This window comes from Streptomyces sp. NPDC088554 (assembly GCF_044752945.1).
In the GTDB taxonomy this organism is placed as follows: domain Bacteria; phylum Actinomycetota; class Actinomycetes; order Streptomycetales; family Streptomycetaceae; genus Streptomyces.
Map to the genome: position 1 here is coordinate 97,402 of NZ_JBIVMF010000012.1, position 17,971 is coordinate 115,372.

At 70.1% G+C, this 17,971-nt stretch carries 19 protein-coding genes; 7 read left to right on the top strand and 12 right to left on the bottom strand.

Annotation, left to right across the window (positions count from 1 at the left end; genetic code table 11):
- The first annotated feature begins 63 nt into the window (after window positions 1-63).
- From ACIP8W_RS16100 to ACIP8W_RS16120, 5 genes are all read left to right on the top strand, one after another.
- Entirely contained in the window at window positions 64-810 is a 747-nt protein-coding gene (locus ACIP8W_RS16100; protein ID WP_402203412.1) for an ABC transporter ATP-binding protein, read from the top strand.
- Window positions 801-2,117, top strand: coding sequence for a hypothetical protein (locus ACIP8W_RS16105; RefSeq protein WP_401951154.1), 1,317 nt, complete (start codon window positions 801-803; stop codon window positions 2,115-2,117). The genes ACIP8W_RS16100 and ACIP8W_RS16105 overlap by 10 nt, the downstream gene beginning before the upstream one ends.
- A gap of 6 nt (window positions 2,118-2,123) precedes the next feature.
- Entirely contained in the window at window positions 2,124-2,714 is a 591-nt protein-coding gene (locus ACIP8W_RS16110) for a hypothetical protein (protein ID WP_401951151.1), read from the top strand.
- Between the two features lie 13 nt (window positions 2,715-2,727).
- The gene (locus ACIP8W_RS16115; protein WP_401951149.1) at window positions 2,728-2,916 is read left to right on the top strand and encodes a hypothetical protein; all 189 of its coding nucleotides are present in this window, start codon (window positions 2,728-2,730) and stop codon (window positions 2,914-2,916) included.
- Window positions 2,917-3,850: 934 nt separating this feature from the next.
- Complete coding sequence (locus tag ACIP8W_RS16120) at window positions 3,851-3,976, top strand: hypothetical protein (protein ID WP_402203414.1); 126 nt, start codon at window positions 3,851-3,853, stop codon at window positions 3,974-3,976.
- A gap of 117 nt (window positions 3,977-4,093) precedes the next feature.
- Here the strand turns inward: ACIP8W_RS16120 and ACIP8W_RS16125 are convergent, their stop codons facing one another.
- From ACIP8W_RS16125 to ACIP8W_RS16145, 5 genes are all read right to left on the bottom strand, one after another.
- On the bottom strand, window positions 4,094-4,678 hold the full coding sequence (locus ACIP8W_RS16125; protein ID WP_402203416.1) for an NUDIX hydrolase: 585 nt from the start codon (window positions 4,676-4,678) through the stop codon (window positions 4,094-4,096).
- Window positions 4,679-4,877: 199 nt separating this feature from the next.
- The gene (locus ACIP8W_RS16130; protein WP_401951140.1) at window positions 4,878-5,054 is read right to left on the bottom strand and encodes a hypothetical protein; all 177 of its coding nucleotides are present in this window, start codon (window positions 5,052-5,054) and stop codon (window positions 4,878-4,880) included.
- A 106-nt stretch (window positions 5,055-5,160) separates the two neighbouring features.
- Window positions 5,161-6,213, bottom strand: a complete 1,053-nt coding sequence (locus tag ACIP8W_RS16135; protein ID WP_402203418.1) for an SDR family oxidoreductase — start codon at window positions 6,211-6,213, stop codon at window positions 5,161-5,163.
- The gene (locus ACIP8W_RS16140) at window positions 6,210-7,103 is read right to left on the bottom strand and encodes an alpha/beta fold hydrolase (protein WP_401951134.1); all 894 of its coding nucleotides are present in this window, start codon (window positions 7,101-7,103) and stop codon (window positions 6,210-6,212) included. Before ACIP8W_RS16140 ends, ACIP8W_RS16135 begins: the two co-directional genes overlap by 4 nt.
- Entirely contained in the window at window positions 7,100-8,608 is a 1,509-nt protein-coding gene (locus tag ACIP8W_RS16145) for a flavin-containing monooxygenase (RefSeq protein WP_401951331.1), read from the bottom strand. The genes ACIP8W_RS16140 and ACIP8W_RS16145 overlap by 4 nt, the downstream gene beginning before the upstream one ends.
- Window positions 8,609-8,614: 6 nt before the next feature.
- Between ACIP8W_RS16145 and ACIP8W_RS16150 the strand changes: the two genes are divergently transcribed.
- Together ACIP8W_RS16150 and ACIP8W_RS16155 are read left to right on the top strand one after the other, a co-directional pair.
- Window positions 8,615-8,788: a hypothetical protein gene (locus ACIP8W_RS16150; RefSeq protein ID WP_401951131.1), complete on the top strand. Its 174-nt coding sequence runs from the start codon at window positions 8,615-8,617 to the stop codon at window positions 8,786-8,788.
- 93 nt (window positions 8,789-8,881) lie between these two features.
- Window positions 8,882-9,616: a MerR family transcriptional regulator gene (locus ACIP8W_RS16155; RefSeq protein WP_402203477.1), complete on the top strand. Its 735-nt coding sequence runs from the start codon at window positions 8,882-8,884 to the stop codon at window positions 9,614-9,616.
- Between the two features lie 70 nt (window positions 9,617-9,686).
- Here the strand turns inward: ACIP8W_RS16155 and ACIP8W_RS16160 are convergent, their stop codons facing one another.
- The 7 genes from ACIP8W_RS16160 to ACIP8W_RS16190 form a co-directional block, all read right to left on the bottom strand.
- Entirely contained in the window at window positions 9,687-10,529 is an 843-nt protein-coding gene (locus ACIP8W_RS16160; RefSeq protein ID WP_402203421.1) for an ABC transporter ATP-binding protein, read from the bottom strand.
- Between the two features lie 26 nt (window positions 10,530-10,555).
- Window positions 10,556-11,422 carry an ATP-binding cassette domain-containing protein gene (locus ACIP8W_RS16165; RefSeq protein WP_402203422.1) on the bottom strand — a complete coding sequence of 289 codons (867 nt, stop codon included), beginning with the start codon at window positions 11,420-11,422 and terminating at the stop codon, window positions 10,556-10,558.
- On the bottom strand, window positions 11,419-12,306 hold the full coding sequence (locus tag ACIP8W_RS16170) for an ABC transporter permease (protein ID WP_402203424.1): 888 nt from the start codon (window positions 12,304-12,306) through the stop codon (window positions 11,419-11,421). Before ACIP8W_RS16170 ends, ACIP8W_RS16165 begins: the two co-directional genes overlap by 4 nt.
- Entirely contained in the window at window positions 12,303-13,280 is a 978-nt protein-coding gene (locus tag ACIP8W_RS16175; RefSeq protein WP_401951123.1) for an ABC transporter permease, read from the bottom strand. Before ACIP8W_RS16175 ends, ACIP8W_RS16170 begins: the two co-directional genes overlap by 4 nt.
- Window positions 13,281-13,487: 207 nt before the next feature.
- On the bottom strand, window positions 13,488-15,008 hold the full coding sequence (locus ACIP8W_RS16180) for an ABC transporter substrate-binding protein (protein WP_401951121.1): 1,521 nt from the start codon (window positions 15,006-15,008) through the stop codon (window positions 13,488-13,490).
- A 62-nt stretch (window positions 15,009-15,070) separates the two neighbouring features.
- On the bottom strand, window positions 15,071-15,778 hold the full coding sequence (locus ACIP8W_RS16185; RefSeq protein WP_401951118.1) for a DUF1684 domain-containing protein: 708 nt from the start codon (window positions 15,776-15,778) through the stop codon (window positions 15,071-15,073).
- A 495-nt stretch (window positions 15,779-16,273) separates the two neighbouring features.
- Window positions 16,274-17,782, bottom strand: a complete 1,509-nt coding sequence (locus ACIP8W_RS16190; protein WP_401951116.1) for a hypothetical protein — start codon at window positions 17,780-17,782, stop codon at window positions 16,274-16,276.
- Between the last annotated feature and the right edge of the window lie 189 nt (window positions 17,783-17,971).

Genomic DNA, 17,971 nt, shown 5'->3' on the forward strand with positions numbered 1-17,971 from the left:
CGTACCCAACAGGTGCGGGCTTGGACCGTTCGGTCTTACCCACCTCGTCAGAAAGTGCGCACCATGCCCATCGGCTTCCATTCTGCCGCGTTCGGCTACCGCCGCCGCAGTTCGGTCATCCAGGACTTCACCTTCGCCTTTCCACCCGGCCGGACCGTGTTCCTCGGGCCCAACGGCGCAGGGAAGTCAACGGTCCTGTCGTTGGCCGCTTCCGTACTACAGCCACAGGCCGGCACCGTTGCGTACGGGAGGCGGACGACTGCCCAGCGAGCCGGTATTGCCGAATACCGCCGCTGCGTCGCCTGGTTACCGCAGCACATCGAATCGGTTGCCCGGCTGACCGCCCGCGAGCAGGTGGCCTACGTCGGCTGGCTGAAAGGCATGAACCGTCGGGACGCCTGGGATGCCTCTCTTGGCGCTCTTGAGCGTGTCGAGCTCGCCGACATGGCCGACCGGAAGGTCCGCCGGATGTCCGGCGGGCAGCAGCGCCGGGTTGGCGTTGCCCAATCGCTGGTGCACGCGGCCGAGGTCCTTCTGCTCGACGAGCCGACAGCCGGGATGGACCCGCGCCAGCGACGCGTTTTCCACGAGATCCTCGGCGGGCTCGATCAGCACGTGCTGCTCTCCACTCACGATGTCGCGGACCTGGAGGACGCCTACGACCACGTCGTCGTGCTCAACGACGGGGTTATCCGCTTCGCCGGTGCGGTACGCGAGTTCCATGCCCTGGCCCCGGCCGGCACCGCGCCGGGCCGCCTGGCCGAAGCCGCCTACTACGCCACCGTCCAGGAGGAGCCGGCGTGCGCTTAGCAACGGCACTGCGCACCACCAGCGTTGTCTGGATCGCTCCGCTGGTCCTCGCATGGGTGTGGCTGGTCACCAGCCATGAGGCGGCGAACGAACCCGCCTACTGGGCCGGTAACACCGCTCTGGTCGGACACACTCTCCCCTTTTACGCCCCCGCTTGCGCGGCCTTCGCGGCGTGGGAGGCCGGGCGACTGAGAAAAGCCGGGATCCACCAACTGGCGCCGGTACGGAGCAGATACGCGATCGCGATCAGCGCATTGTGGCCCGTGGTGCTCCTCGGAGTGGCGGCGGTCGTGGTGTGTCTGCTGACCGTGCGCCTGGCGACCGGCACGGCACACGACTGGCCGCACCTGGGCGTACTGGCCATGGCCGGGTACCTCATCACCGTTCACACCGTCCTCGGTTACGGGCTCGGCATGCTGCTGCCCCGCATTCTGGCCGCGCCCCTGATCCTCGTCGTCGACTACCTGTGCCTGGTGATGCCCGTCACGGTCGTCGACCCGATGTGGCTGCGGGAACTCACCGGATGGCTCGACGCCCCCTACGGAGACGTCACCATCACCATCAACCCGGTGGCGCTCGCCGTACCGATGTTGCTGGCCACGGGCATCCTGGCCGCTGTCCTGGTCAGCGCGGAGATCGCCCGGTGGCGGCGCCACCGCCTCGTACGCGCCGGCGCCGCAGCCGCCGCATCCCTGGTCTGCCTGAGCGTGTTCACCGTCTCGGCCATTCTGCCGGTACGCGACTGGAACGGTGACCCGCCACTGCGCGCCCGCACCGACCCTCCCGTGTGCACCGGCGATTCCCCCAGGATCTGCGTCCCCCTGGAGGCCACCGGCCGTCTGGACCAGCTGGCAGCTTCCGCGAAGGAGATCGTGCCCCGCCTCGTCGACGCGGGCCTGGAACCACCGGAGCAGCTCGCGTTCGTCTCCGAGGCAGCCGACACCGATGCGCGGACCTGGCGGCTGTTCCTCCACCGGGACATGGGCGATGTGGATGTGAAGGCGAGCATCGCGGCGTCGGCTCTGCCGCTGATCCCGCCCTGCCCCACCACATCCGACACCCTCACCGGCAACGTGGGCACGCTCGCTGCCTGGCTCATGGTCAAGGCCGGCATGAACGTTGCCGAGATCCAGAGCCAGTACGGCCAGAAGCTCGCCGCCGACCCCCAACTGATGCCCGTGGTGGACAGGGAGACGAAGCTGTCGCCCGACGAGCAGTTGTCGTGGTACACCCGCAACGTCACACTACTTCAGCAGTGCAAACCCGCTCCCGAGACCATGCCGACCGTCCCTGAGACGGAAGGGTGATCCGGATTGCTCATCTGGTTGAAAACGCGGCGGATCCCGGTCCTCGCCGCCGCTCTCGCGGCCTACGCGGCGCTGACCGCAGCGGCCGGGGACACACTCGTCAATCTTCCTTCCCTGGGCAGCGACGCCGCCCGGCCTCTGGTTCTCTTCGCCCCGCTCCTGGCCTGTACGGGGCTCGCGCTCTCCCTCAGCAGCAGGCTGCCCGCCGCCGAGGCGTCGGGCAGCCGTCCCATTGCCCGCTTCGACCAGGCACTCGTCCTGGCCACCGTCCTGGCGACGGTCGCCGTGTCGTACGCCGTCTCGGTGCTCCTCAACGCCGAGAGCGCGAACATGGCCGGCCGCAATACCGCGTTCCTGGCCGGACTGATGCTGTGCGCCCGCCGGATAGCAGGCCATCAGGTGGCCGCCATCGCTCCGGTCGCGTGGGTGATCACGATGATGCTCATCGGCAACTCGGGCAGCAATGGTCAGCCTTATCCATGGACGGTCATCCTCATGCCCCCCGACCACATCCCTGCCGCACTCGCAGCCATCGCGATGCTGACCCTCGGCACAGCCTCGTCCCCGGCCGCCCCGATGCTCCGCGACGCGAGCTGAGCCGTAAGGGGGCATGTCGTCACGGACCTCTCCGTTCAGCGTGACCGCCCGGCGGATGCTGAACGGAAAATCCACGCGTTGGAGAACCACCCACCCCTGCGGCGCACTTCGCTGCGGGAACATCGTCATCCTGGGCGATGTCGACGGCACACAGCACCGTGACCTGATGGCGTGGCCGCACTGGACGCTCAAGGACCTGTAGGGCCGGTGGGCTTCCTCCCCGGCGTAGAAGCGGACCGCGCGGGGACCGAATCCCCCGGCCCCGTTTCGTTCATGTCAGTACGGCCCGTTGTCCATACACGCGACCCCCGTTTCCTCCGGGGCACCCCGGATCTGGCTGACGCGCTCGCCGTAGCGGTCGACGACGGCCGCGATGTATTCGCCCACCTCCCCTACGACTGGAAGGCGGTACGGACATGGTCCCGGACGCTGCTCCCCCCTGTCCCCGCGCAGCGCTGAAAGTCGCCGAGTCCGCGTGTGGCGGCCCGCTGGAGCCGAAGGAGATCAGCGACCGGCGCGGGTCCACCGTGTGGAAGGCCGCCGGGCCGGACGGCGCGGTCGCGGTGAAGACCGGATCCGGTGACGGTGCCTCGGTCACCATCCGTGAAGCCGCTGTCCTCGCCGCGCTCGACATCCCCGGCTACGCGCTCGGCTCCGGACGCGACGACGGCGTTTCCTGGCTCGTCACCCGCTGGCCCACCGGTCCGTCGACCTGGAAGTCATTCGAGCCCGTACGCAGGAGCACGGGTGGCCACAACGCTGCCCTGGCCAGGGCAGCGGCCCTGTGCCGCGCGGTCGCCGAACTGCACGCCTCGGGCTGGGCCTCCAGCCCTCCCACGGCATCCGCGCCGACAACGGGGGCGGCTCATCGACTTCGCGTGGTCGTGGCGGCCCGGCATGGAACCGCCGAACGACTTCCGTGGCGCCATCGTGCACCTCACAGCCCCCGAGCCGGCCGCCTCCATCAGCGTCGGCATCCAGCCCCACAGCACCCTCCAGCATGTCCGCCGAGGTGTCCGCGCTCGCCGGAACCCTGTGGACCTGCGTCACAGGCCTCTGGCCCCTCGACTACCACGCGGCCGGACTCGACCGGGCGACCACCTTGGCACAGCGGCGTGCCGCCATCGCCAACCGCCGTGTCCCCCCCTGACGCCGCGACACCGTGGCCCGCGCTTCAGCACATCCTGCGCCCCGTCCTTCTCACCTCGCGCAACAACCGCCCCACCGCCGCCGAACTGGCCGGCACCCTGGGCACGTTGTGATCGCACTCCGGGACCTGACCATGGACGATGCCCCATCGGTCCGGCGTATCGGCCGTGTCCTGGCGAAGCCCGGGTTCTCCCGCACGGGACTCGACGACGGCTTCGTGACGTACGAATTCAGCCGGGCAGGACACAACCGCTCCCACCGACGGGAGTGCCTGGAGGCGAGCCGTGAACACAGCGTACGTACCGCATTGACCTTCGCCGGGGACCCAGAGGCATCGGCCCGCCGATGGGGCGAGATCCTGGGCGCTCCGGTCGGCCCGCGGTCACCTGCTGAGCCAGCAGCAGCGCCAGAGGACCGCCCTGGAGCAGGAAGCGTCCCTGGGTGGCGGCCCGGATCGCGTCGGCCATCGGCCACCACATCAGTTCGAAGTCCGCTTCGCCGGCCGTGAGCTGCTGCGGGCCGCAAGTGAGCCCTTCGGCCAGGAAAAGATGGATACGGGCTGGGGAGTTCAGGGTGATGGCGTACGACCCTAGGGGCCGCCAGGCGTCAGCGGCCACGCCCGCTTCCTCTCGCAACTCACGCCGCGCACACGCCTCCGGCGTCTCACCGTCCTCCCGGCGGCCCCCGGGCAGGAACACGTACGCGCCGCCGTGCCGGGGGAATCCGGCGGTCAAGACGGCGACCATGCCGTCCGCGCCCCGGGCCACGACGACGGAGGCGTCACGCACCGACCCTTGCCGGGATGTATCGGTCACACCCGGGAGGGTAGCCGCCCACGTCTCCATGCTCGCCGGGCCGCAGGAACGCCGGGTCGACGCAGTGGCCGCGTACGGCAAGACCGACCGGGGATCCGCCCTGACCCACGCGGGCAGCCGCGACGCCATCGAGCGCGTGACCACACCGCAAAGGCGCCCCCCGGCGATCATCACCGAGGGGCGCCTTCCGCGATCCGGTTCAGGAGTCGAAACGGTCGCGTACCTTGTCCGCCGCGTCCTGCGCCTTGGACTTCGCCTTGTCAGCGGCGTCGCGCGCGCGGTCCTTCGCGTTCGGGTCCTTCTTCTCGTCCATCTTGGACTTCGCCTGGTCGGCGAGTTCCTGCGCCTTGTCCTTGAACTGGTCCGCGATTCCCATGGAATGTCACTCCTGGTGAGGTTCGAGAGGGGGCCCTTGGTGGCCTCGACCAGACTGACACGCTCGGACATTCATCGCATTTCGATCAGTTACTGAATGAAATCGGCTACGGAGCGGAGTCGGCCGCCGACGCCGAGCGCTCCCGTTCGTCCGCCTCGCCGCCCGCGCCCACCAGGCCCTGTGGTGTGCCCGTGAACCTCGGTTCGATCCGGCGCATCTCGCGCCGTCCGACCGTGGCGATCAGGCCCGGGAGGCAGCCGCGTACCGACTGCGTACCGCGCAACCACCACTGCGCGTACACATGCGGGGAGCGGCGTTCTATCCCGGCGACGATCCGGTCGACGGCGGGGCCCAGGGGGTACGTACGGTTCGTCGGCCAGGGCAGGCGTTCGCGCAGCTCGCGCATCGCCTCGGTGCGGTCCGCGCCCCGCACCATGTCGGTGTCCGTCCAGGACAGATAGCCGATGCCGACGCGCACCCCATGGTGGGCGACCTCGGCGCGCAGGCTGTGGGCGAACGCCTCGGCGCCGGATTTGGAGGCACAGTACGCGGTCATCATCGGCCCCGGGACGATCGCGGCCAGCGACGCTATCTGGAGGAAGTAGCCGCGGTTCTTCCGCAGCGCGGGCAGGAAGGCCCGCGCGGTCACGGCGCCGCCGATCAGGTTGACCTCGATGACCCTGCGCCACGCGTCGGGGTCCGAGTCCGCGAACGGCCCGCCGGACGCCACGCCCGCGTTGGCGACGACGATGTCGACCCGGCCGAAGCGCTCCTCGGCCTCCCGGGCGACCCGGGCCATGGCCGCGTCGTCGGTGACGTCGGCGTGCCACTGGGCGCAGTCGGTGTGCAGCCGGCCCGCGACCCGTTTCAGCTCGTCCTCCTCCAAGCCGACGAGCGCCACCCGCACCCCGCGCGCGGAGAGCTTGCGCGCCAGCGCCTCGCCGACGCCACGGGCCGCACCGGTGACGACCGCGACCTGCCCGTCGAGGTTGCGGAAGCCTCGGTTACGGGATCCGGAGGTACGGAAGCCAGGGGTACCGTAGTCAGAAGTGCCGGAGTCAGAAGTGCCGGAGCCAGGGGCCCCGGAGCCAGGGGCCCCGGAGCCAGGGGTACGGAAGCCGGCGGTACGGGAGCCCCCGCGCCCGGCGACCCCTCTCACGCCGCCCCCTCCCGCCCGCCGGCATACGCGGCGGCCAGCTCGCGGATCCTGGCCGTGACGAACTCCGGCGCCTCGACCGGGGACATGTGCCCCACCCCCGTCAGCACGTCCAGCCGTACGAGAGCGGGCAGCGCCGCCGCCAGTTCGCGGGACATCACGGCCGGGGTCAGCCGGTCGTCGGTGCCGACGAGGACGGCGGTGGGCACGGTCAACTCCCTTACCTCCGCGTCGAGATCCAGCTCGCCGAGGACGTTCCCCCAGCCCACCCGGGCGGGCGGCGGGCACGCGTGGACGATGCGGGCACACCGCTCGACGCGGTCGGGCGCGGCGCCGGTGCCCATCGTCGCGTACCGCAGGATCCGTTTCGAGACCGGTGTGACGGGGCCGAGCGGGGCGCGGGTTCCGAGGATGCCGAGGGTGATCCCGGTCCGCAGCCGACCGGGGCGTATCGGCACCACGCTCGCCTCGGCGGCCAGCCGTGAGCTGCCGGTGCTGCACAGCAGGGCCGCCGCCGCGTGCTCCCGGAACGCGGGCCTGCGGGCGGCGGCCATCAGGGTCATGCCGCCCATGGAGTGCCCGGCGAGCACCGCCTTCTCCCCCGGCTCCAGGGTCGTGGTGAGCACGGCCTCCAGATCGTCCGCGAGGGCGTCGGTGGAGTAGCCGCCGGGGCCCGCCAGCGGCGAGCGGCCGTGTCCGCGCTGGTCGTAGACGATCACCCGGTGGTCGGTGGCGAGGTCCGCGAGCTGCGCGGCCCAGAAGCGGGTGGAGCAGGTCCAGCCGTGGGCGAGTACGACAGTGGGGCGGCCCGCGTCCCCGTGGATCTCGGTGTGGATACGGGATCCGTCCGTGGAGACCACGGACACTTCGCGTTCCCTGGGCGGCTGCCTCATCGGACGGCCTCCTTCTCGTTGTCCAGTTGGTTTCCCGGTGCGGCGGCCCGGATCACCTCGTACTCGCCGAGGTTCACCTCCCGTGTCGCCCGGCGGAACTCCGCGGTCGTGCCCGGCCAGACGGTGGTGTTGCGTCCGGCGTCGTCGAGGTACCAGCTGGTGCAACCGCCGGTGTTCCACACTGTCCGGGCCATCCGTCGCTGCACCCGGTCGTTCCAGGCGCGCACGGCCGCCGGACGCGGCCCGAGCGCGACCCGTCCGGCGCCGGCGTCCCGGCCGCCGAGACCGTCCAACTGCCTGAGGTAGTCGGCCATATAGGCGAGCTGGGCCTCGATCATCAGGATCATCGAGGAGTTCCCGAGGCCGGTGTTGGGCCCGATGATCGTCATCCAGTTGGGGAAGCCCGCGGCGGTCGCGCCGCGCAGCGACCGCGCCCCGTCCTTCCACGCCTCGGCCAGTGTGATCCCGGCCGCGCCCACCACCCGCTCGGCGATCGGCATGTCGGTCACATGGAAGCCGGTGCCGAACACAACGGCGTCCGCCTCCGTCTCCGTACCGTCGGCGGCGACGAGTGTCGAGCCGCGCACCTCGGCGAGACCGGAGGCGACCACATCGACATCGGGACGGGCGAGCGCCGGGTAGTAGGTGCTGGAGATCAGGATGCGCTTGCAGCCGATGCGGTACGACGGGGTGAGCCGGGCCCGGAGCGCCGGATCCTTGATCGACTTCGCCATGTCGGCCTTCGCGAGCGACTCGACCAAGCCGAGCACACCGGGCCTCCTGGTGAACGCGTGGATCTGCAACTCCCGTATTCCCCAGAGTAGTTCACGCCGTATGCGACCGGTGAGCGGCAGTGCCCGGTGCAGCCTCCGCTCGATCCCGGAGATCGCCCGGTCGGCGCGCGGCATCACCCAGGGCGGAGTGCGCTGGAAGAGGGTCAGGTGCGCGGCCTCGGGCGCTATCTCGGGGACGATCTGGATCGCGGAGGCGCCCGTACCGATCACGGCGACACGCTTGCCGCGCAGGTCGTAGCCGTGGTCCCAGCGCGCGGAGTGGAAGACCTTGCCGGGGAAGGAGGCGAGCCCGGGGATCTCCGGGATCTTCGGGTCGGAGAGCGGGCCGGTCGCGGAGACGACCACATCGGCCGTGAACGTCCCGCGCGAGGTCTCGACCTCCCAGCGCAGCTCGTCGGTGTCCCACCGCATCAGCAGCACCTCGTGCCCCAGCCGCAGATGCGGGCGGAGGCCGAAGGTGTCCGCGACATGCTCCAGGTACGCCCTGATGTGCCGCTGCCCGGAGAAGGCGCGCGGCCAGTCGGGGTTGGGCGCGAACGAGAAGGAGTAGAGATGCGAGGGGATGTCGCAGGCGCACCCCGGATAGCTGTTGTCGCGCCAGGTGCCCCCGACGGAGTCGGCCCGTTCCAGTACGACGAAGTCCGTGATCCCCTCCCGCCGCAGCCGCACGGCCGCGCCGAGCCCCGCGAACCCCGACCCGATCACCGCCACACGCACATGCCGACCGTCGCCCCGACCATCACCCCGGCCGCCGTCGCCCCGACCACCGCCGTCCCCCTGCCCGGCGCTCCGCCGCCCGGCACTCCGCTGCCCGTCGTCCCGCTGCCCCATGTCGCCTCCGACCCCACCGCCGAACTACGCCAGCAATCACTGGCACAGTCCGGAGCGTAGAACAGTCGCGTATCCCTGGGTAGAGGTCGGGCGTTACCGGCAGTACGACATAAGCTGCCCGGCATGGCAGAGGGGCATACGGCCGACGGGCATATCGCCGACGGGCGCGGACACCGCGAGTACCGCATGGCGGAGCTGGCCCGCGAGGCGGGCATCACGGTCCGCACCGTGCGCTTCTACCGCGAACGCGGCCTGATCGCACCGCCCCGCCGCGAGGGCCGGATCGCCTGGTACGACGGGAACCACCTGGCCAGACTCCGTACGATCACCGCCCTCCTGGAGCGCGGCCACACCCTCAACGGCATCGCCGACCTCGCCACCGCCTTCGAGACCGGCCGGGGCGTCGGCGAGGTCCTCGGCCTGGGCGGGGCCCCCGGCGAGGAGACCCCCGTCCGGCACTCCCCCGAGGAGCCGGCGGACCGTTCCGGGGCCGAGGTCACCCCCGAGAACCTCACGACGGCGCTCGCGCTCGGCCATCCGGCCACCGACGGCACCGACGGCACCGACGGCACCGACGGCACCGACGGCACCGACGGCACCGACGGCACCGAGATCATCCACCTCGGCCGACACCTGCTCGACGCCTCGGCAGCCCTGGTCCGCGAGGGCATCCCGCTCGCCAAGGTCCTGGAGGCGGGCGGCCGGGCCCGGGTCCACACCGAGGCCCTGGCGGAGATCTTCGCCTCGGTCATCCGGGAGAGGACCACCACCACGACCGTTGCCGAGCTCAGACCGCTGGCCCAGAGCGTCGTGGCGGCGGAACTGTCACTGGCACTCGACCGCCACCTCCGGAACGACAACGACCGCATCCGGAACACCGCGGACTGAACACGGACCGAACACACGGACCGAACACACGGGCTGAACACACCGGCTGAACACACGGACCGAACACCGATCACACCCGGGGAAGCCGGGGCACACTCGCGATCAACTGCCGTGTGTACGAGTGGGACGGCGTCCCCAGCACCGCCGAGGTCTCCCCCTGTTCCACCAGCCGCCCCCGCTCCAGCACCGCCGTCCACTCGCAGAGCGCCGCCACCACCGACAGGTCGTGGCTGACCATCGCGATGGTCAGCCCCCTGGTCTCCTTCAGCTCGATCAGCAGATCGACGATCCTGACCCGTGTGGTCACATCCAGCGCGCTCACCGGCTCGTCCGCCAGCAGCACCCGTGGCTCGCACACCGTGGCCCGCGCGATGGCGATGCGCTGGCGCTGACCGCCGGAGAACTCGTGCGGATAGCGCCGCGCCGCGTCCGCCGGAAGCCCCACGGCCTCCAACGCGGCCCCGACCCGAGGATCGTCCGCCCGGGGCCCCCGGAGCACCAGAGCCCCCCGGGCCCGCCCCGCCGCCAACCCCAGGGAGCGCAGCGGCTCCGAGACGATCCTGCCGACGCGCTGGCGGGGATCGAGCGAGGAGTACGGGTCCTGGAAGACGCTCTGCACCCCGCCCCGGAACCGGCGCATCTGCTCCCGGTCGCGCAGCCGCAGCTCGTCCCCGTCGAAGAGGATCCGCCCGCTGGTCGGCCGGGCCAGCCCGAGCAGCAGCCGCAGTACGGTCGTCTTCCCGGCCCCCGACTCACCGACCAGCCCGACGCTGCGCCCCGCCGTGATGTCGAGCGAGACACCGTGCAGTACGGGCGGCGCGCCCCGGTACGCGAACCCCGCGTCATCGGCGGCGAGCACCGGGACACCGTCCGGCACAGGCTTCGGCACGGGCTTGCGCACAGGCTTCGGCACGGGCTCCCCCACGGGCTCCGGCAAGGTCATCGGATGATCCGTTCCAGTGCGCTTTCCAGGTGCCGGGCGCTGTTCACCAGGTCCCGGGTGTACGGATGCCGGGGCCGCCGCACGATGTCGTCCACGCTCCCGGACTCCACCGCCGAGCCGTCCTTGAGCACCAGCACATGATCGGTGACGGCGGAGACGACGGCCAGGTCGTGGCTGATGAACAGCAGCGCCATGTCCTCCTCCGCGACCAGCCCGTCCAGCAGCGCGAGCACCTCGGACTGCACGGTGACGTCGAGCGCGGTGGTCGGTTCGTCCGCGATCAGCAGCGCGGGTTCGCAGGCCAGCGCCATGGCGAGGGCCACCCGCTGGCGCTGTCCGCCGGAGATCTCGTGGGGGTACGCGCGCGCGATCCGGCCGGGTTCGGGCAGTCGTACGCGGTCGAGCGCCTCCTCCACCGCCCGGCGCAGCGCCGCTCCCCGCAGCCCGTGGCGCCGGCGCAGGGGTTCGGCGAGCTGGGCGCCGAGCCGCATGAGCGGGTCGAGGGCGGTCAGCGGCTCCTGGAAGACGACGGTGGCCACACGTCCCCGTACCCCGTTCAACCGCTGTTCGGTGGCGCCGACGATCTCGGTGGCCGGGCCGTCCGGGGCCCGGAGCCTGAGGGAGCCGGTGGCGGTCATCCCCGGGGGCAGCAGCCCCAGCACGGCCAGCGCGGTGAGCGACTTGCCCGAGCCGGACTCGCCGACGAGCCCGAGCCGGGAGCCCGCGCGGATCGAGAAGGAGACGTCGGAGACCAGGGTGCGCCCGTCTCCCGTACGAATGGACAGCCCGTCAACATCCAGCACATCCGGCACGTCCGGCACATCCGGCACGTCCGGCGCATGGACCGCGTCGGGCCGGCTCATCGTGTCCTCCGTCGGGTCGGATCCAGTGTGTCGCGCAGCCCGTCCGCGATCAGGTTCACGCCGACGACCAGCATCACCAGCAGGACACCGGGCGCGATGACCCCGGTGGGCGCGGTGAACACGGTCGCCTGGGCCTCCTGGAGCATCCGCCCCCAGGACGCGTTGGGCGGCGGGGCGCCCAGGCCCAGGAACGACAGGCTCGCCTCGGCCATCACGGCGAGGCCGAACTGGAGCGCGAGGTTGACCACCAGGGTGGGCCAGATGTTCGGCAGCACATGCCCGGTGATCACCCGGGGCCAGGAGGTCCCCGAGGTCCTGGCGGCCGTGATGTAGTCCTGCGCCAGCACCCGCTTGACCAGGACCCGGGTGAGCCGGGCCACCACCGCCGTCATCGCCAGCCCGATGGCCAGGATCGCGGAGCTGAGCGAGGCCGACCGGGCCGCGACCATCAGCATGGCCAGCAGCAGCGTGGGGAAGGCGATCAGCACATCGAGCAGGGTGGAGAGCGTGTCGTCGAGCCAGCGGGTCGCGAAGCCCGCCGCCAGCCCGATCGTGATCCCGAGCGCCGCGCCGATCGCGGTCGCGCCGAGCCCGGCCGCCAGCGCGATCCGCGCGCCGATCATCAGTTGGGTCAGCAGGTCGCGCCCGAGCTTGTCCGTACCGAGCAGATGGTCGAGTTCGGGCGGGGCCAGCCGGGTGCCGGAGGTGTCGTCCGGGGAGTACGGCAGCCAGAACAGCGAGACCAGCGCGATGGCGACGATCAGCCCGACGAGGACGCAGCCGGTCAGCAGCGCGGGCGAGCGCCGCCGCCGCGAGGGGCGGCGCTCGGCATCGTCGGGCCGCCCCTCGACCATCTCGACCAGCAGATCCTTCGTCTCACTCATCGGGAATCGCCTCCCGCCCCCGTCGACAGCTGCCCCCGCAGCCGGGGATCGACCAGCCGCTGGGCGAGGTCGCTGACGAACCCGATGACCAGCACCGCGAAGGTGGATACGAAGAGCACACCCTGAACGGTCGGATAGTCGTGCTGGGTGACGGCCTGCGCCAGCATGCTGCCGAGCCCCGGCAGCGCGAACACGGTCTCGACGACGACCGCGCCGAGCAGCGTGGTGGCCAGCTCGATCCCGAGGACCGATATCACCGGTACGGCGCCGTTGCGCAACCCGTGACGCCACATCGCGTGGTGGAAGGAGGAGCCGAGCGCCCTGGCGGTACGGAGGTAGTCGCTGCCCAGGACGTCCAGGGCGGCGGACCGTACGTACCGGATGAGCGAGGCGGACATCACCAGCGCGACGGTGACGACCGGCAGCACCAGCGACCGGAACGCCTCGCCCGGGTCCGACCAGCCGTCCTGCGGGAACCCCCCGGCGGGCAGGACGCCCAGCCGCAGGGCGAAGACGGTGATCAGGAGCAGCCCGACCCAGAAGACCGGCACGGCGATGCCGAGCTGGGAGACCCCGCTGATGACCGTGCCGTAGCGGGTGCGGGACTTGAGCGCGGCGACGTAGCCGACGGGCACCGCGACGACCACCGCGAGCACGAACGCCATCAGCGTCAGCGGCACGGTCACATTCAGCCGTGAGGTGATCTCCGGGCCGACCGGCAGCGAGCTGATGAAGGAGTTCCCCAGGTCGAAGGTGGCCAGCTGGTGCAGCCAGTGGCCGAACTGTTCGGGCAACGGCCGGTCGGAGCCGATCTGGTGCCGCGCGGCGGCGATCTGCTCCGGGCTCGCGCCGACCGAGAGCAGCGAGTTCGCCGGATCGCCGGGCAGCAGCCGCAGCAGCAGGAAGAGCACCACACTGGCCAGGAACAGCGAGCCGACCAGGAAGGCCAGCCGCCGCAGCAGGTAGGAGAGCATCAGGGGCGGACCCGATCGACGGAGGCGGTTGTTCCACGGTTTGTTCCACGGACTTGTTCCACGGACTTGTTCCACGGATCTATTTGCACGGATCTATTTGCACGGATTCCGCCGGGCGGCGGGTTCTCGTACACACGCCCGAGACCCACTCGCGCGCACGAGACCCACCACCCCAGGCAGAACCACACACCAAGAGAACCCGACTGATCAGCTCTTCTTGATGTCGTACGCGTAGAACTGCGAGTTCAGCCCGTTCAGCGGGTACCCCGACAGCTTGGTACTGGCCACCACGATCTGCGGGTACAGATACAGCCAGTCACTGGCCGCGTCCTCCGCGATCTTGGTGTTCACCTTCTTCAGCAGGGCCGTCTGCTGCTCGGTGGTGTCGGACCGCTCGGCTTCCTTCACCCACTGGATGACCTGCTTGTTGTCGTACCCCCAGTAGAAATTGGGGTCCCCGTACCAGACGATGTCCCGGTCGTTGACGTGCTCCTGGAGCGTCGCGCTGAAGTCGTGGTTCTTGTAGACCTTGGTGTACCACTCGTCTGGCGTAATGATGTTGATCTTGACCGTGATGCCGACCTTGGCCAGCTCCGACTTGATGAAGGTGGCGGCGGTCGGGTGCGGGTCGTAGTTCGGGGTGTCGAGCGTGAAGCTGAAGCCCTTGGCATAGCCCGCCTCGGCCAGTTCTTTCTTGGCGAGCGGGACATCGTACGGATTGACCTTGGTCAGGTCCTCGTACCAGGGGTCGGTCGGCGGGACAATCGAGCCGATCAGCTTGCCGTGGTCGCCCCAGACCGATTCGAGCAGCTTCTTGTTGTCGATCGCCGAGGTGACGGCCTTGCGCACCTTGACGTTGTTGAACGGCTTGACGCGGTCGTTGAAGGCCAGCAGCAGCTTGGTCGTCGAGTTGCCGTCGTTGACCTTGTAGTTCTTGTTGTTCTCGAACTGACCGAGGGCGTCCGGACTCTGCTCACTGGTGACCACGTCGACGGCGTTGGTGATCAGCGCGTTATTGAGCGCGGTCGCGTCCTTGTAGTAGTGGAAGACGACCTTCTCGTTGGTCGCGGGGGTGCCCCAGTACCCCGGGAACCGCGTCAGGCTGAGCGCCGAGCCGCGGGTCCACTTGTCGAGCTTGTACGGGCCGGTGCCGTCCTCGGAGGTCTTGAGGTTCTTGGCGGCGGAGTTGATGATCCACACGTAGCTCAGGTTGTACGGGAACGAGATCGACTTGGACGAGAGCTTCACTTCGACCGTGTCCGCGTCCGGGGTCGCGATCGACTTGATCATGCTGAAGCTGCTCTTGCGCGCCGACTGGGAGTCCTTGGCCGTCACCTTCTCGATGCTGTACTTCACATCGGCCGAGGTGAGGGCCTTGCCGGAGTGGAACTTCACGCCCTTGCGCAGGGTGAAGGTGTAGGTGAGCCCGTCCGCGCCGACCTTGTAGTCCGTGGCGAGCAGCTTCTCGACCTTGCCGCTGTCGGTGAGCTTGAAGAGGCCCTCGTACACGTTCCCGTTGAGCGCCTCGGTCACGCCCTGCCCGCCGCCCCCGGTGTTGTCCAGGTTCTGCGGCTCGTACAGCGATCCGATGTTGATGGTGGCGTTCTTGTCGTACGAACCCGATGACCCGGTGCCCTTGTCGCCCCCCGAGCCACCGCAGGCGCTGAGGGTGAGGGACAGGGCGACCACGAGAGCACCGCCGAGCAGCGGTACGGACTTCGTTCTCATCACTTTTTCTCCTGTTGCGCCGGCCGTGGGGTGAGCCAAGAGGGTGAGCCTGCGGCTTCGGCTCAGTGCACCGCGTAGCCGCCGTCGAAGACCGGAAGCCTCTCGCCCGCGAGGACGGGAAGGTGGATCCGGTTCTGTCGCGGCGGCAACGGACAGTTGTACTGGGCGGAGAAGCCACAGGGCGGCACAAACGCGCGGTTGAAGTCCAATACGACGGTCGAGCCGTCCTCGGCGCCCCGGTCCACGAAGAGGAACCGCCCGGCGCCGTACGTACTGTCGCCGTTGGTGGGGTCGCCGAAGACCAGCAGAAGCGTTCCGTCGTCGTCGAACGCGGACAGCGTGTAGTCGACGCCGTCCAGCGTGACCCGGATATCGCCCGGGACGACCAGTTCCCGGCTGCCCCCGCTGTCCCGTATGTGCTCGAACGGCACCCGGCGATCGGCGGCGACCGGCGTGAACACCGCCTCGACCACCCACCGGGGATCGAACGGGAAGGTGTCGATGTACGAGAAATGACGCATCGCCGGAGCGTCCGCGTCCCAGAACCGCAGCCCGTGCTCGGGCCCCCCGGTCCGCAGATCGGTCCGCCGCACCGAGGTCACGACGACCCCGTCCCCCGCTTCCCCCCGAGCCCGCTCCAGAGCCGCCCCGGCGTCAACGCCCACCGGCAGCCACCGCGTCTCGACCAACGCCAGATTCCCCGGACCACCCGCCACAGCGGCCCGCCGCGAGGCCCTCCAGGCGTCGTGTTCTCCCTGCGCTGAGGACATACGGGACCAGCTCCGGTCTTGTACGGAACGACGATCGATCCGGCGCACCGTCGCAGCCAGGTCTTCAACGGAAGAATCGTACATACGGAGAACATTTCGAGCCGCGACGCCCACAATCCGAGACGCCTGTCTCGTATCCGGACCCATACGGGATGCCACACCATTGACGGCCACGCGGAATCCCGTTTCGGGGAACATGCCCCCTGGCGTAGCTTCGGAAGCACGGCTACTGAACACGTGGGTGACCGCATCGCGAGATCACACCGCCGCGCCGGCCTCACCCGAGAGGCACTGGCGGCTGGACGCTCTGCCACGACGCCGAGTCCGGACGGCTCGTGGGCGTGTTCCCGGGGATCGTCGCGGACGGCCCGCCCGACGGCCGCCGCGGGCGGCGACGACGAGCGGGAACACACCGGCACGGCGGAGGGCGTCCGGGCGTGGGGCGGCGCGACACCGTCACTCGACTGACGCCCACTCACCGAACGAAGCGACGTCCTAATCCCTGACCTTGAGGGAGCGCATCCGGGTTGCGCCATTGCTGTCGGTGCCACCGGCCTCGGCGTTGGAGATCTTGCCGCCGGTGAGGACGAACATCAGGTGCAGGCGGACCGTCCGGGGGCCGGAGGCGACCGCGTACTCGGTCATGATGTGTGTGGTTCCGCCCTGCTGCTCCTGCCCCACCGCGTTGATCGCCGCGATCTGGGTGAAGCTCGTCAGGAGGGTGTCCGTGGTCTCGTCCCTGAGCCAGCCGATGATGTAACCGCTGCCGCCGGTGGCGGACCCGAGCGCGTACCGTACATCGCTGTCGATGTGGTACACCCCGGCTTCCGGGAGCACGATGTCGGACTCGGGGATCGGCACGTCGGTACCGGTCCGGGCCAGGAGGTTGGCGTTCTGCCGCTCGGCGTTGAGGAACGCGCTCACCGGCGTGAGGCGGGCGCCGATCTCCCACCTTTCGGGGCAGCCGGGCGTCCCGGTGACATCGATGTCCACCGACCGTTCGATGCTGCTGTTGCCGCCAGGAGCGATGCCCGTCAGGGCGATCCGCGGCACGAGCAGCCCACCGGTCGTGTTCCGTGCGGCATTGCACGGGGACGGGTCCAGAGCGGGCGTGTCGGGCGCGTACAGACACCCGTCACTGCCCCGAGTGATGGCGTTGCCCCGGTCGGTGGAGATGCACGGAGGGCGGGCGGTGGAGCATCCGTCCTGGCAGGAGGCGACCGGGACGACCGGCGGGACCGCGGCGTAGGGAGTCGAGCCGTCGAGGGTGTCGGTCGTACAGGTGACCGCGCCGTCGCAGTTACGGCAGGTCGTACGGAGGAACGACCTGCCGCAGCCCGGGGCGGACGCCTGGACGGTGAGGACGAAGCTGTCGACGGTCCACTGCTTGGGGCCGACTCGGCAGGTGTCGTCGTTGCCTGTCTCCAGGTTGAGCTCGACGACGATCTTTCCCGCGAGGACGTCCGCGAGGGACACGGTGGTCGGTGGGATGACGCCGTTGTCGTCGCCACCCGCCGGCAGATCGGGTGGGCCCAGGAGATCGGTACGGATCGGGGTTGTGCCGTTCCACAGGGCGAAGCGGCCGTAGAGCTGGCAGGCCGTGTTCCTGCCGTCGTTGTGGACATGGACCGAGGCGCTGATCGTGACGCTGGTGGGGTTGCCGCGCAGTGACGCGGGGTCGATGCGCACGACGCCGGCGAGCCAGGTGTGCTGGCCGTTGTGCGTTCCGTCGTCGGCCGGGAACGTGCCCGTGCCGCTGTTCAGGATGGTCTGGGCGACGACAGGGTCCAGTGCGGCATGGGTGTTGGCGATGGTGTAGTACGGCGTCGGGTCGGTGCTGCTCGCGGTCGCCACGACCCGGTACGGCGCGGAGTCGCGCAGTGGGGTCGTCTCGCAGTGCTCGCCCGGCTGGGAGCCGGGACAAGCAACGGGGGGACAGGCCGGCTTGGAGGGCTGACAGCCGCCGATGGTGATGGGGGACTGCCCGCAGCCGCATCCACTCATGGGTCAACTCCTTTTGTGAGGTGGGGTGGTGGCATTGGCGATGCACCCCGCGCCACTTGGCGCGGTTGGGCACGAGAGGGTGGTGCGCCGGCTCGTCGGCCGAAACGGATGAAGTCGAGCGGGCAGGCGCGTTGGGGGATACCGGCGGACCTGAAGTCGGCCGCGCAACCGGGGAGCGGACGAAGACCT

Coding starts and splice junctions, on each gene's coding strand:
- ACIP8W_RS16100 (WP_402203412.1), top strand. CDS start 64: ATGCCCATCGGCTTCCATTCTGCCGCGTTCGGCTACCGCCGCCGCAGT.
- ACIP8W_RS16115 (WP_401951149.1), top strand. CDS start 2,728: ATGTCGTCACGGACCTCTCCGTTCAGCGTGACCGCCCGGCGGATGCTG.
- ACIP8W_RS16130 (WP_401951140.1), bottom strand. CDS start 5,054: ATGGGAATCGCGGACCAGTTCAAGGACAAGGCGCAGGAACTCGCCGAC.
- ACIP8W_RS16140 (WP_401951134.1), bottom strand. CDS start 7,103: ATGAGGCAGCCGCCCAGGGAACGCGAAGTGTCCGTGGTCTCCACGGAC.
- ACIP8W_RS16150 (WP_401951131.1), top strand. CDS start 8,615: ATGCCGACCGTCGCCCCGACCATCACCCCGGCCGCCGTCGCCCCGACC.
- ACIP8W_RS16165 (WP_402203422.1), bottom strand. CDS start 11,422: ATGAGCCGGCCCGACGCGGTCCATGCGCCGGACGTGCCGGATGTGCCG.
- ACIP8W_RS16170 (WP_402203424.1), bottom strand. CDS start 12,306: ATGAGTGAGACGAAGGATCTGCTGGTCGAGATGGTCGAGGGGCGGCCC.
- ACIP8W_RS16175 (WP_401951123.1), bottom strand. CDS start 13,280: ATGCTCTCCTACCTGCTGCGGCGGCTGGCCTTCCTGGTCGGCTCGCTG.
- ACIP8W_RS16180 (WP_401951121.1), bottom strand. CDS start 15,008: ATGAGAACGAAGTCCGTACCGCTGCTCGGCGGTGCTCTCGTGGTCGCC.
- ACIP8W_RS16185 (WP_401951118.1), bottom strand. CDS start 15,778: ATGTCCTCAGCGCAGGGAGAACACGACGCCTGGAGGGCCTCGCGGCGG.
- ACIP8W_RS16190 (WP_401951116.1), bottom strand. CDS start 17,782: ATGAGTGGATGCGGCTGCGGGCAGTCCCCCATCACCATCGGCGGCTGT.